The 13799-nt window shown below is 48.7% G+C and carries 16 protein-coding genes; 2 read left to right on the top strand and 14 right to left on the bottom strand.

The window, feature by feature from the left end:
- Positions 1-4: 4 nt before the first annotated feature.
- Positions 5-1093, bottom strand: a complete 1089-nt coding sequence (locus tag H5T41_07450; GenBank protein ID MBC7108605.1) for an NAD(P)/FAD-dependent oxidoreductase — start codon at positions 1091-1093, stop codon at positions 5-7.
- 93 nt (positions 1094-1186) lie between these two features.
- The gene (locus tag H5T41_07445) at positions 1187-2146 is read right to left on the bottom strand and encodes a polyprenyl synthetase family protein (GenBank protein MBC7108604.1); all 960 of its coding nucleotides are present in this window, start codon (positions 2144-2146) and stop codon (positions 1187-1189) included.
- Between the two features lie 200 nt (positions 2147-2346).
- On the opposite strand from H5T41_07445, the gene H5T41_07440 reads away from it, so the two are divergent.
- Complete coding sequence (locus H5T41_07440) at positions 2347-2772, top strand: CBS domain-containing protein (protein ID MBC7108603.1); 426 nt, start codon at positions 2347-2349, stop codon at positions 2770-2772.
- Between the two features lie 11 nt (positions 2773-2783).
- On the opposite strand, the gene H5T41_07435 is transcribed toward H5T41_07440, so the two are convergent.
- The 12 genes from H5T41_07435 to ndhC all read right to left on the bottom strand — a co-directional run bounded on the left by H5T41_07435 (position 2784) and on the right by ndhC (position 12787).
- Positions 2784-4238, bottom strand: a complete 1455-nt coding sequence (locus H5T41_07435; protein MBC7108602.1) for an NADH-quinone oxidoreductase subunit N — start codon at positions 4236-4238, stop codon at positions 2784-2786.
- Complete coding sequence (locus tag H5T41_07430) at positions 4239-5732, bottom strand: NADH-quinone oxidoreductase subunit M (GenBank protein MBC7108601.1); 1494 nt, start codon at positions 5730-5732, stop codon at positions 4239-4241. It lies immediately after the preceding gene.
- A complete protein-coding gene (nuoL, locus tag H5T41_07425) occupies positions 5732-7696 on the bottom strand; it encodes an NADH-quinone oxidoreductase subunit L (GenBank protein MBC7108600.1) in 1965 nt (654 codons plus the stop codon). The genes H5T41_07430 and nuoL overlap by 1 nt, the downstream gene beginning before the upstream one ends.
- A gap of 2 nt (positions 7697-7698) precedes the next feature.
- Positions 7699-7998: an NADH-quinone oxidoreductase subunit NuoK gene (gene nuoK / locus H5T41_07420; GenBank protein MBC7108599.1), complete on the bottom strand. Its 300-nt coding sequence runs from the start codon at positions 7996-7998 to the stop codon at positions 7699-7701.
- Positions 7998-8228, bottom strand: a complete 231-nt coding sequence (locus H5T41_07415; protein MBC7108598.1) for an NADH-quinone oxidoreductase subunit J — start codon at positions 8226-8228, stop codon at positions 7998-8000. Before H5T41_07415 ends, nuoK begins: the two co-directional genes overlap by 1 nt.
- Entirely contained in the window at positions 8225-8488 is a 264-nt protein-coding gene (locus tag H5T41_07410; GenBank protein MBC7108597.1) for an NADH-quinone oxidoreductase subunit J, read from the bottom strand. The genes H5T41_07415 and H5T41_07410 overlap by 4 nt, the downstream gene beginning before the upstream one ends.
- Positions 8488-9225, bottom strand: coding sequence for a 4Fe-4S binding protein (locus H5T41_07405; protein ID MBC7108596.1), 738 nt, complete (start codon positions 9223-9225; stop codon positions 8488-8490). Before H5T41_07405 ends, H5T41_07410 begins: the two co-directional genes overlap by 1 nt.
- On the bottom strand, positions 9226-10299 hold the full coding sequence (gene nuoH, locus H5T41_07400; protein MBC7108595.1) for an NADH-quinone oxidoreductase subunit NuoH: 1074 nt from the start codon (positions 10297-10299) through the stop codon (positions 9226-9228).
- A 4-nt stretch (positions 10300-10303) separates the two neighbouring features.
- Positions 10304-11386, bottom strand: a complete 1083-nt coding sequence (locus H5T41_07395; GenBank protein ID MBC7108594.1) for an NADH-quinone oxidoreductase subunit D — start codon at positions 11384-11386, stop codon at positions 10304-10306.
- Between the two features lies 1 nt (position 11387).
- The gene (locus tag H5T41_07390; protein MBC7108593.1) at positions 11388-11831 is read right to left on the bottom strand and encodes an NADH-quinone oxidoreductase subunit C; all 444 of its coding nucleotides are present in this window, start codon (positions 11829-11831) and stop codon (positions 11388-11390) included.
- A gap of 42 nt (positions 11832-11873) precedes the next feature.
- Entirely contained in the window at positions 11874-12353 is a 480-nt protein-coding gene (locus tag H5T41_07385; protein MBC7108592.1) for an NADH-quinone oxidoreductase subunit B, read from the bottom strand.
- Positions 12354-12427: 74 nt separating this feature from the next.
- Positions 12428-12787, bottom strand: a complete 360-nt coding sequence (gene ndhC / locus H5T41_07380; GenBank protein ID MBC7108591.1) for an NADH-quinone oxidoreductase subunit A — start codon at positions 12785-12787, stop codon at positions 12428-12430.
- Between the two features lie 281 nt (positions 12788-13068).
- Here ndhC and H5T41_07375 point away from each other — a divergent pair, with 281 nt between their 5' ends.
- Positions 13069-13599, top strand: coding sequence for a type 1 glutamine amidotransferase (locus H5T41_07375; GenBank protein ID MBC7108590.1), 531 nt, complete (start codon positions 13069-13071; stop codon positions 13597-13599).
- The last annotated feature ends 200 nt before the right edge of the window (positions 13600-13799 follow it).

Raw genomic sequence — 13799 nt, 5'->3', positions numbered from 1 at the left:
AGAACTATGGGAACAGGCGCCTGCATCTGATGATATTGGCCATTCGCCTTTTGCCAAGTATCCTCATCGCAAGTTCAAGCCTTCTCTGACTTCCCCAGCAGAGATCCGCAAGGATCTTTGTCCGGAGCGCGGTCCTAAGCGGTCTTTCGACTTGTTTGCGACATGCTTCGCCATATCGAGCCATGGATTCGCCCGATCTGACGCAGGAGGCTGCCACTTCGCCAGCGATTTTCCCACAGATCAACGCAATCGGAATCCCGCCACCGTTGACAGCCATCACATGACCAGCTGCATCACCGACGATAAGACCTTTATCGTTGTAATTTGGATTCAGCGGACCGCCCATTGGCACGTACTTTCCAGTCGGTTTTCCAGCATTAATTTGTTTCCACTTGACAAATTCTTCGAAGTACTCTCCAACAGTTTTCCACGCAAATCTAGGCGATATGCCGACGCCGATATTGGCCCCACCGCGCTTCGGTAGAATCCAGGCATATCCTCCTGGTGCGATATTGCCAAAATACATCTCCGCAACGGGCTCGAAGTCACCGATCGCTTGAGCTGTCACTGCGGGATATAATTCCTTATTCCTCGGAAGACCAAGGCTTGTGGCGACACGAGACCGCGGTCCGTCAGCTCCGATCACGAGTTTCGCTTGTACCTCACATTGATTCGTCATTACCCTGTCCCCGTTAATCGAAATAAAGGCACACCCTGTCAAGACTTTCGCTCCAGCTTTAAGTGCCTTTGAGGCTAAATATCGATCAAATCGATCGCGATATGTTGTGAATCCATCGAAGTCGAATTCGTAGATACGCAATTTTGGCGAATAGATTCTCAATCGGTGAGTTTCCAAAGAAATTAACTCTCTCGGAATATCGAAGAGTGTGTCGATGTCCAGGGCATCCGGAAATATCCTTTTCACCTCATCAATAGATGGGAGAAATTCACCACATGCGAAAGGGATACCTATTTCCTTCTTGCGTTCAATGAGCAGAACGTCGGCACCGCGAAGAGCCGCATATTCAGCCGCTGTTGAGCCTGCCGGTCCTGCACCCACAACCAGGATATCAGTCGATATCTTCTCCGTCATCGGCGATCCCCGACTTTAATACGATCGCAGAATCGGGTTTGTCGTTCTCCAATGTATCGATCAAAGACATTACCCGCCTCTCCCCAAATTCTTTCACGATTCTCTCTCAACAACGGTTCTGGCGAGGGACTTGAGTGCTTCTTCATAGACCGACGGCTTGAGAATCGATAGTGAATCGATCGCTTTGTTTGAGAACTCAAGCGCCTTCTCTTTCGAAAGTTGAATAGCATCCGATTCCATCAGAATTTTTAAAGCTTCTTCGATCTCCCAGCGGCGCTTCTTCTTCTTTTCAAAAAGCTCGGATAACCTCTTTCCCTTGTGACCATCTTCCATTGCCAAAATAATCGGCAACGTCGGCGTCCCGTCCGAAAAATCCATTCCCTTCGGTTTGCCCAGGATATCTTCTTTGCCGATGATATCGAGGACATCATCCATAATTTGAAAAGCCATCCCGAGGTTGAGCCCGTAAGATCCGAGGGCCTCGATCATCTTTGGCGATCCGCCTCCGAGGAACGCGCCTACCTTTGCACTTGCCTCGATCGGCTTTGCCGTTTTTCCTTCAATGATTTTGAGGTAAGTATCGATCGATGTCGATGAGTCATTGATGTGCCCGACTTGGAGGATCTCTCCTTCCGCCATGCACGCACAGGAGTCCGCGATAATCTCGACCACTTCCTTGCTGAAAGAACCACCCGCACGAAAGCCTTTAACAAAGAGGAAGTCGCCGGCCACCAGCGCGAGCTGCACGCCATATTTCTTAAAGGCCGAGACTTTGCCTCGCCTTATCGTCCCTCCATCATTAATGTCGTCGTGAATCAGGGTCGCGCTGTGAATGAGTTCAAACGCCGCAGCGATTCCAATTACATTGGAGACTTCTGTTCCTCCCACCGCCTTATAACAGAGGATTGAAACACCCGGGCGTATTCTTTTCCCGCCTGCGCCGATCACGTGCATTGAAATTTCTGTCAATAGCTGCTGCTGGGAGTGCACACTTCTCCTGATCTCCTCTTCCACCATGTTTAATTCTTTTCTGATTGGAAGATCCCAGCTCATCAATATCGAGATGCCTAATGACGATAATGTACTTATTAATTGTCTCGATTCTTTGCGCTTCCTCAACTCGCCATGCCAGACGATTTTTTACAATGATTGACAAATGAGTGCGATAAAAAATCTAATAAAAAATTTAGAATGGAGACAAAAAGCCGCACAGAAAAAGTTTAAGTGGGGCAATCTCCAATCATTTCGATCACATGCAAGTCAAGGCAAAAGTCAAGGATTATGTCGACCGCAATCCTCCTGTCGTCGACTACGGCGCAACGCTAGAAGATGTTGTAAAATTGATGGTGCAGCGGCATCAAACAGGTGTCGTTGTGAAAGAAGAAGATGTCGTCCTCGGCGTTATTACCTCGACTGATGTCACTAGGGTCATCGTGCAAGGTCGTGACCCTTCGACCGTCAAGGTGAGGGAATTTATGACCGCCTGCACCCTCGTCGGACAAAATCCTTGCATCCAGATTCATGAAGATGGATATGTAATCGACGCGTTGCGACTCATGTTGATCGGCGGGGTGAGCAGAGTACTCGTGATCGATTCAAGCGGTGAGTTTGTCGGCACAATCTCATTTCTAGACGCGCTCAAAGCATACGAAGATGAAATGTCAAAAAGAAAAAAGTAAGGGTCGATATTTCACATCCCTGAAAAGAACGCCCGTGCCGCTTCTCTGCAGAGATCGAGGACCGGTGATGGGAAGATGCCGATGACGATCGTCGCGACAACCGTGATGGCAATCGCGAGGAGCATCGAATTTGGAACTCTGATTGGATCTTCTGGACCCGATTCGACGTACATGTACTTGATCACTCGAACATAATAGTAAAGCGAGATCGCGCTGTTGATCACACCAAACACCGCGAGCCACAGAACCCAGCTCTGCTCGGGAACGATTGCTGCATCGACTGCGCTCGAGAATAGCCAGAATTTACTCGCGAATCCAGCAAGCGGTGGAATGCCTGCTAGCGAAAGAAGCAAAACACTCATCGAGAAAGCAAGGAACGGCGAGCGTTTGCCGAGCCCCTTATAGTCCGCCAGACTTTCTCCGAGCGTGACAGTTGACAACGCAGCCACGATGATGAAGGCGCCTCCCTTCATGAAAGCGTGCGTGATGATATGAAAGATGCCGCCTGCTAGCGCGTACTCAGTGCCGATCGGAAGGACGATGAGAATGTAGCCTGCTTGAGCAATACTTGAGTATGCGAGCATTCGCTTGATACTCGTCTGCGAGATAGCAACGAGATTGCCAATCGTCATCGTGAGGACGGCGATGACTGCAACGACGACATCCCAATCAGCTTTGACAGCGATAAGGCCTATAAGGAATATTTTGAAGAGTGCAACGAAACCCATTTTCTTTGAACTTGAGGCGAGGAGCGAAGTGATCGTCGTGGGTGCGCCTTCGTAAACATCAGGTGCCCACATGTGAAATGGAATGATGGCAACCTTGAATCCGAATCCGGCTATGAGAAGACCAATGGCCAGCAGAATCATCGGATCCATACCGCTGAGTGTGGCGAGTGCTGTGCCGATGTCTGCGAACATCGTGCTACCAGTGATTCCATAGATGAGAGAGATGCCATATAGGGAGATCGCCGAAGAAAGTGCGCCGATGATGAAATACTTCGTTGCTGCTTCAATTCCTCTCTTATCAGCCTTTCTAAATCCAACAAGTGCATATGATGAAAGGCTTGCAAGCTCCAGTCCGACAAACAGGGTGATGAGATCGAGAGATGAAGCGACAATCATCATGCCGAGGGTTGCGAGTAAGATGAGCGAATAATACTCGGCCAAGTGCCTTTCGCCCTGAACGTATCGAATGGAGGCGATAGTCACATACAATGCAACCGTAAGAAAAACCAGTTTGAACGCAACGGCGAAAGCATCGAGTCTCAGCAATCCTCCCGCAAAAACCATCGACTGAGAACCTTCAATGTAAAAAATGAGAAGAGGAATCATCGCTGCGATGATGCCGATGAGCGAAGCGATGCTGAGCGCTTTCTCCGACCTCGTGAGATAATAGATTGCTGGTAACCCGACTGCAAATAGCAATATAATGATTTCTGAATAAACTGGTGAGAGATTGATCAATCAACCCACCCCCAGAATCGCAGAAATAATGTTTGCCGATGGCGTGATGTAATCCATGACAACACCTGGAAACATACCGAAGAAGATGATCAAAATCGCCAGAATCGCAAGCGGCGCTGCCTCGTACCAGTTGACATCGTGCACGTGTGATGTGTCGATTTTGTCGGTTAGCGGGCCGAACATTGTGCGTTGCAATGCCCATAGGTAATATCCAGCCGTGATCGCAACGCTCGCGATCGGCAAGAACAGTATCCACGCGTACGCGTCGAATGTCGCGACGAACACGGAGAATTCGGCAACAAATCCAATCATTCCGGGCAAACCAAGCGACGCGAGGAAACCGATCGTCATGAAGGTTGCTGCGACAGGCATTTTCGGCGCTAAGCCACCGAGGAGCGGTATTTCCCTCGTTCCGACCTTATGCTGAATGACGCCGCACATCATGAAGAGAACAGCCGTGATGAGACCGTGCGCGAACATCTGCAGCACCGCTGCCGCGATGCCCAATTGAGATCCGGTCGAAATGCCGAGGAGCACAATGCCCATGTGACTGATCGACGAGAAAGCGACCATTTTCTTTAGGTCCTTCTGCGCTAGGCAGACCAAGGATCCGTAGAGGATTGAAAGGATTGCGATTGCGAGCATCAAGGGCATTAGTGCGTTAGCGCCGTCGGGAACCGTCGGCAATGCGATTCTGATGAGACCGTAAGACCCCATTTTAAGCAGGAGCCCGGCAAGCAGAACGCTTCCCGCTGTTGGCGCTTCGACATGGGCGTCCGGAAGCCACGTGTGAAATGGTACAACTGGCATCTTGACGCCGAATGCGAAGAAGAGCGCCGCAAACGCACCAACCTGGAAGAGGTAATTGAAATTGCCACTGACGCTTGCGATATCTACGATGCTGAACGTCGCATACCCGAGGATCGGTTTCGCTTCGAAGTACAGAGCCATGATGGTGATCAACATCGCAAGGCTCGCAACGTGCGTGTAGATGAAGAATTTGATCGAAGCGTAAGCGCGCCGAGGTCCTCCCCAAATCGCTATAAGGAAATACATCGGGATCAGGACGACTTCCCAGAAGACATAAAAGAGGAAATAGTCAAGGGCCGTAAATACCCCGAGGACACCGACCTCGAGGACGAGCATCAACCCCATGTACTCCTTTGTTCGGTGTTCGACATCCCAGGAAAACAGGATCGCAAGGAAACAGAGGAGCGCTGTCAGGAAAACCATTGGAACACTGATGCCATCGACACCCAAGTGATAAGCGATTCCGTAGCTTTCAATCCAGGTGTACTTTTCAATGAATTGATAGCCAGTAGCCCCTATATGAAAATCAAGCAGGAGGAATATCGATAGGGCGAGTGGGATCGCGGAAAAGACCAAAGCGATACTCGCAGCAGCCTTCCTCGTATTGCCAAGTGCAAATACCAGAATCGAACCAATCAGAGGAATAAGGATGAGGAGCGAAAGTATCGGCACATTCTCTAGCATCATCTCAGACCTCCAATGAGATAAAGAAGAACAATAATGACCGAAATCGCCGCGATAATGATCGTCGCGTAGAGTTGCACGTATCCTGTCTGGATCTTCCTGATATAGTGGCCTGCCCTCGTTAGAAGGAAGGCAACGCCGTTAACAATGCCATCGATGACGTATCTGTCAAACGCGTCGACAACAATCGCAAACCCATACACGACTTTCTCAGCGAATGCGTTATAGCCGACAGCAAATCCGTAACGATTGAGGAGGATGTTGTATAAAGTTCTTCGAGCTTTTGTGGAAACAAAAATCTCTGGAGAGATTGTCCTTTTGTAGTAAGTTGCGTAAGCCATTCCGACCCCGCAAAGTGCGACTGCAATCGACAGGTAGGTGAGAGGATCGGTGAATGTCACCGCTAGAATTTCACTGGCTGTAAGGGCATGAGGTTCCTCAAAGAAGATTTGGGACCCAAATCCTCCGCCAACGAACAGAACAAGGAATGAGCCGGCAGCAAGAAGCGCCAGGAGGATTAATGGGATGGTCATAATCTTCGGCGATTCATGTGCATGACTACTCGCTTCGCCTTCTTCCCCTGCGAACGTCATGAACCAGAGGCGGAACATATAAAAGGCGGTCATGAAGGCTGTCGCGATACCGAGGATGTAAAGTAAAGCGAAGACCCAATTTAGCTCACATGCTTCGAAAACCGTTGCAAGCACCTCATCCTTGCTCCAAAAGCCGCTGAACGGAGGTATGCCCGAGATGGAGAGAGCTCCAATGAGCATCGTGAATGATGTGATCTTCATTTTCTTGCCAAGACCTCCCATCAGCCGCATGTCCTCTGTATTGACAGCGTGAATAACGCTACCGGCGCACAGGAAGAGAAGCGCCTTAAAGAATGCGTGGTTCATCAAGTGGAACATAGAAGCGGTGTAGCCCTCTGCACCATGCATATAATAGAAAAGGTACCCGCCGGCGCCGAGCGCGAGCATCATGTAACCGAGCTGGCTGATTGTTGAATAGGCAAGAACACGTTTGATATTGGGATTATTGAGCGCCATCGTGGCTGCCATAAACGCAGTGACCCCACCGATGATCGCCACGACCATCAATGTATCTGGAGTTTGGACAAACAAGGGAAACGATCGCGCCACAAGATAAACACCCGCCTTGACCATTGTTGCCGCATGAATAAGAGCAGAGACGGTCGTTGGACCTTCCATTGCGTCTGGCAACCAGTCATGAAGCGGGAACTGCGCACTCTTCCCGATCGCCCCACCGAAAATCATGAATGTGCCTATCGTCAGAAGGCCAAGGTCGCTACCTGAGACCTCCATCTCAAAAAGCTCGCGGAAATTCAGGGTCTTGAATGTCGTGAAGAGAATGATCAGACCCACCATGAACATGATGTCGCCCACTCTTGTCACAATGAATGCCTTCTTTGCGGCCGAGGCTGCTGATGGCTTGTGATACCAGAACCCGATCAGCAGATAAGAGCAGAGACCGACGAGCTCCCAGAAGATGAACAACTCGAGATAATTATTCGCGAGGACGAGACCGAGCATGACCCCGACGAAAAGCGATATCTCAGTGTAATACCGCCTCTTCCTCCCGCCCTCTTCACCCATGTATGCGATCGAATAAATGATAACGAGTGTCGAGACAAGCGAGACGACGACGAGCATGAGGGCTGTCAGCTGATCGATGTAAATACCGACTTCGAAGGAATAGGTATCCGATAAAATGAGCCAGCTCCTCGATTGTTCAAAGACTCCATCAATAACCCCATCCGCGGCATCGAAAGAGCCGTCGAGAACCTGAGCGACCACAAACGCTGTGATGATGAGGGATATCGCAGAGCCAGCGATTGCAACATAACCACCGCCTTCCTTTAATCTACTGCCAATCAAACCGATAATCAGACCGGCAATCAAGGGAAAGATCGGGATGAGCCATGCAAATTCGATTGCCTGCAATCTCACCACCTCAGCAGATTGATTTCGTCGAGATTGATCGTGTCTCTTGCCTTTGAAAGTGCCAGGAGAATTGCTAGCCCAACGGCAACTTCAGCTGCCGCGACCGCGATCGAGAACAGTGCAAAAATCTGGCCTTTAACATCGTTGTAAAAAGATGAGAACGCAACAAAATTAATATTTGCGGCATTCAGCATCAGCTCGATCGACATTAAGACAACGATCGCGTTGCGCTTTGTCAGCACTCCGTACGCGCCGATGACGAATAAAATCGCCGCCAGCGCAAGGAAGTACTCGAGTGGTATCATTTGCTTTCCTCCTTCGCCAGGAATACCCCGCCGATCATTGCCACGAACATGAGGATTCCAATGATCAGGAATGTGATTCCATAATCCTCGAAGAGAGCGATCCCGATTTGATGCATGCCGATCTCAGTGATCTCTCCTGATCTCCATGACGAAAGCGATAAGGATGATACAATGATGATGAGGAATATGGCGACTGAAATGATAGCAAACACTCTCTGTCGATTCATATGCGCTCACCTCCAGTGAGCCTTCTTTTTGTTAGCATGATACCGAATAGCATAAGTACGGACACCGCCCCGACATAAATCAGAATCTGAATGATTGCAACATATTCCGCGCTCAAGAAAAAGAAGATAATCGCAACACCGATGAAGGTCAGTGCAAGATACATGACGCTGTGCACGATTTCTTTTGAAGCGATCACGAAAACTGCTGCAGCGACTGTGATTATAGCGAAGATCAAAAAGAAAAGCAAATCCCATTCCATCACAGAGCCTCCTTCATCACGAGCGCATCCCGCGGACAGTTCTCAACGCACTGTTCGCAGCTGACGCATTTGTCATAATCGAATTTCGGCCGCTTAATCGGCTTACCTTTGTCACTGACACCGGCCTGGATCATCTCAATCGCTCCTGCCGGGCAGACTTTTGCGCATCGAGAACAGCCAATACACTTCTTATCGTCGAGCTCCGGTTTATCCTTTGACTCAGGTTTCCTTTCTGCGGGAGCGGCGACCACCCCTCTCTTGAGCTCAGAAGGCGTTACCTCGACAAGATGGACCTCGTATCCGGGTTTGTATTCATACTGAAGTTTATAGGGATCGAAAATCAGATCTTCGCGGGTAAAAGCGGCGAGTTCATACTCAGGTGTCACGATCATCGCATTCTTAGGACAATACTCAGCGCAGTAGCCGCACATCATGCATCTTCCTAGATTAACCTTGGGTCGCTTAACCTTGGCCTGATCTTTATACTCGACTTCCACGAGTTCAATGCATTTCGTCGGGCAAATTCTCATGCAAATGCCACAACCAATGCATCGATCCATGATGAGGCCTGGGCGCCCCCTGTAATTATCGGGCAGAACAAGCTTTTCCCAAGGATACAGCACCGTGTTCGGGCGATGAATCGTTGCCCTGATCGTTTCTTTGAGGGTGGCGTACATGGGCTTGAGAATGTACCCAGTCACACCAATATTCTTCTTCTTTGGTTTCCTCTCAGACAATCACAACCACCCCATTGATTTGATGATGACCGCGATGACAATGTTGACCATCGAAAGCGGGATGAGCCGCTTCCATCCGATGTTGAGGATCTGGTCGATTCTTACTCTTGTCAGGGAGCCACGAATCCATATGAAAACGAAGAAGACGATGAAAACCTTGATCAAAAACCAGATTTCTGGCGGAAGGAACGGCCCGCTCCAACCTCCAAGGAACAAAAGAACCGCAACGGCCGCACCCGCGTATCCTCTGATGTACTCAGCGAGCATAATGAGACCGAATCGCATACCACCATATTCAGTCCACCAGCCTTCAACGAGCTCAGCTTCAGCCTCAGGCAGATCGAACGGAATTCTCTCGACTTCCGCAACGATCGTGATGAGAAAAACGATGAACCCAATAAACTGGGGAATCACAAACCAGATCGATTCCTGCTGTGCCCGCACGATTTCCCCTAGATTAAGGCTCCCAGTCAAGATCACAACACCAACGAGCGAGAGAAGCAATGGAACCTCATAGCTGATCAGCTGGGCAGCTGATCGCATGCCACCAATCAATGAATACTTGTTATTGGATGCCCATCCACCAATCAATATCGCGAAGGGCGTGATGCTGAAAACAGCGAAAATAAAAATTAGGCCGCCATCGAGATCGCAGATGAAAAAGCGATCACTCATCGGAATTAATCCAATAAGAAGAACAGACGACCCAATGATGATGACAGGTGCCCAGTTATATCCCTTTTTATCCGCTTTCTCTGGAATGATGATTTCCTTGAGAAAAGTCTTGAGACCATCAGCAATATTCTGGAAATAACCAGCAGGACCAACAACCATCGCTCCGCGCCGATCCATGAGCCTTCCGAGTGTTTTCCTCTCCTGCCATATCATTGTGATCGCGATCAAAAATCCAACGATGAAAACGATAAGCGCCTCGCCAAAGATCGTGAGGAATTGAATGACACCTGGACTTTCAATCCACCCGGCAAATCCATGAAATCCGAGCCAGTCTACGAAATAACTGATGATTCCGACGAGCCATCTGACAATTCCTTCGGTGAAACCGTAGAGATCCATCCACTCACCTGTCCGTCTCTCCTAGGCACATGTCAACAGATCCCATGATCGCAGGAACATCCGCAACCTTGTAACCTTTCAGCATGATAGGAACAGCAGAAACTGTAACGAATATCGGACTCCTCACCTTCAATCTGAACGGCCTGTCGGTTCCATCGCCGATCACGTACATGAGACCCTCACCTCTCGGATCCTCAACCCTCGCGAAGGCGGTTCGCTTAGGCGCGTTTCTCGGCACTTTGACGCGCACAGGCCCATCTGGCATCTTCTTAAATGCTTCCCTAATAATGTGGCAACTCATTCTCATCTCATCCATGCGAACCCTGTATCTCGCATAGCAATCGCAATCTGGATGGGTGCAGATGTCCCAATCCAACTCGTCATAAACCGAATAAGGATCATGTTTCCGGATATCGATCTTAACGCCACTTCCTCTGAGCGTTGGCCCAGTTACACCGAGGTTGATCGCATCCGCCGGCTTCAGATATCCGATATCCTGTGTTCTCATGAGGAAAATGTCACTCCCATCATAGATCTGCTCGTACTCATCGAGCTTCTTCTCAAAATAATCTAGAGTTCTGAGGCAATCCCTTTCAAAATTCGGCGGTAAATCATTTCTGACACCACCAATTCGCATGTAATTATAAGTCATCCGCGCGCCGCTGACGCTCTGCAAAAGATCGAGAAAGAGTTCCCTCTCTCTCATCGCGTACACGAACCCCGTTAAAAGCCCGAGATCGGTGCCGTAGGCAGCAAGCCACATGAGATGGCTCGCGATCCTCTGCAGTTCCAATACGATAACACGAATGTATTCTGCCCTTTCTGGTACCTCGACGTCCATCAGCTCCTCAATCGTCAAACAATAGAGGTGGCTCCAGGACATTGATGCACCGTAACAGAGTCTATCAGAAAGAGGAATGATCTGAGGATACATTCGATTTTCCACAAGCTTTTCCCACCCACGGTGCAGATAGCCTACGACGGGCTCAGCATCGACGATGGTTTCACCATCGACTTTGACCCTCAGGTTCCAGAGCCCGTGGGTCATTGGATGTTGCGGCCCCATGTTAATCCACATTTCAGCCATCTCACTGCCTCCCCAATTTGAAGTCCTTCCTGAATGGGAAGAACTGGGTATCCTCTGGCAAAAAGATTCTTTCAAGCCGTGGATGGTTCTTGAAGCGGATGCCAAACATATCGTAGGTCTCCCGCTCGTGCCAGTTCGCTCCGCCCCAGAGAGGTGAAATCGAGTCTATTTCAGGATCGTCGCGAGGAATATCGACAGTGATTTCGAGAACGCAACGGTTCTCATAAGATGAAAGATGATAAACAACCTGAAAACGATCAATTCTATCAACACCAGTAACGCAGGAAACATGATCGAACTTCAATTGATTCTTGAGGAATTCGCACAATTTGTAAATGATAGCCCTGTCAGCCCTCGCGAAAATCCTTCTCGGAGCGACGCCTCCAATCGTGACGCCTTCTGGAAAGGCTTTTCGCACGGCATCGACAATTGCCTCCTCTGTCAACCCTGACGTCTCTTGACCGCCAGTCGTATTCACGGTTTCACCTCAATCTTCCAGGAATCTGCCTTTCGTTGATGCCCTTATCTTATCTTGCAATTTTAGGAAACCGTCGAGAAGAGCTTCAGGTCTCGGCGGGCAACCAGGAATATAGATGTCGACAGGAATGAACGTATCAACACCCTGTACGACTGTATGCGAATCATACCAGGGACCGCCGGAGATCGCACATTCACCCATAGCGATAACCCATTTGGGTTCCGGCATCTGTTCATACAAGCGCCTCAGATCGGGTCGAAGTTTTGTCGTCACCCAGCCATTCACCAACAAAACATCGCACTGTCTTGGAGATGATCTATAGACAATGCCGAAGCGTTCCGCGTCCCATCTCGGAGCGGAGGAGGCTGCCATTTCCAGAGCACAGCATGCGATACCGAAGTGCAGAGGGAAAATCGAGTTCCTCAGGGACCAGCTCCAGATAGGTGTTGTAATCTTGTCAACAGCTCTTTTCACCCCTGTCGCTCGCATGAGATCGTCGAATAGCTCGGAAGACCATTTGACGAACTCCCTCACACTCATTGCTATTGCATTAGGTGCCAGACTCAGATCCAAATGATCTCCTCCTTCTTCAGCGCATATGCAAGGCCAGTAAGTAATATAATTACAAAGATTGCCATGTAAATTTTAGCAAGGTCTGAAAGACCAGAAAATGCAAGGGCCCACACCATCAAGAAAACGGTAATCACATCAAAGATGACAAATATAATCCCGAAAATATAATATTGGAAATGAAATTGAATTTGAGCTTCGCCGATCGGCACTTCCCCACACTCATATGTGAGTGCCTTCTGGGCTGTTTTTCTCGTAGGTCTAAAGAACCTGGAGACATAGAAGGCGAGTACAGGGAAAAGTATTGTAACCATTGCGAAAACCGCAACAGGTAGATACTTTTCGAGCAACATCGGAGGCACAATATACTGCCTTTATTTAAATTTTCCATGTAATTACTTTCGGCAGAAAGCGAAATGTGAGTAGGCCAGCAATCTTTGAGTTAGGAAATGGATTGTGAAAATTAACCGAATTAGGACCTATTTTTTCTTTGATCTATCATTGTCAACAAAAAAATTTTGACTTGCGAATAATATTTGCTATGAAGAATCTCATGAAAGTATTTTCCACCGTCGTGGAACTTTAATCAGAAACGGTTTCCTACGCCTAAAGGTTTAAGGATTGTGAATCTGTAATGAGAGTTGGTGATCTGTTGGGAAAAAAGATCGCAATTCTTGTCGAAAATGATTACGAGGACCTCGAACTTTGGTATCCAATCCTGCGACTCAAAGAAGCGGGCCATGTGCCGATCGTGATCGGCACCGGCAGTAGTGAGGTGTATCGCAGTAAACACGGCTACGAGATTAAACCAGATATTCAAATTTCAGAAGCAGACCCACAGAGATTTGACGGTGTCGTCATCCCAGGCGGATGGGCCCCCGATAAACTGAGAAGGTATCCCCAGATCAATGGTTTTGTAAGGGAAATCTTCGAAGCAGGAAAGCTCGTGGCGGCGATTTGCCATGGAGGTTCAGTTCTCATCTCTGCGGGAATTTTGAAAGGCAAGAAAGTGACAGGAGTTATCGCGATCAAAGATGATCTGATCAACGCGGGTGCGCGATTCAAAGATGAAGAAGTCGTGATAGATGGAAATCTCGTTACCTCGCGAAAACCATCAGATCTTCCTGCGTTCATGAGGGAGATACTGAAGATCCTTGGTGATTGAATGATCTCATATGTCACTTTTGTCAATGAGAGTCCATTCCAAAGGATCTTCTCGCCTGTTTCACATTCGTGCAAGCAAGTTTCACTAACTTATTTAAGCACCTCCGACATGTTGGGTTTCCTTATAAGAGACACAATTGATAAAATCGATTTGCGTGTCACGATTTGAAACGAAACGGTGAACATCGATATTGAGGTGGA

It is taken from the genome of Methanomassiliicoccales archaeon (assembly GCA_014361295.1).
In the GTDB taxonomy this organism is placed as follows: domain Archaea; phylum Thermoplasmatota; class Thermoplasmata; order Methanomassiliicoccales; family JACIVX01; genus JACIVX01.
Note: the sequence above shows the minus strand (reverse complement) of the source record. Positions and strands in the feature narration are given on the sequence as shown.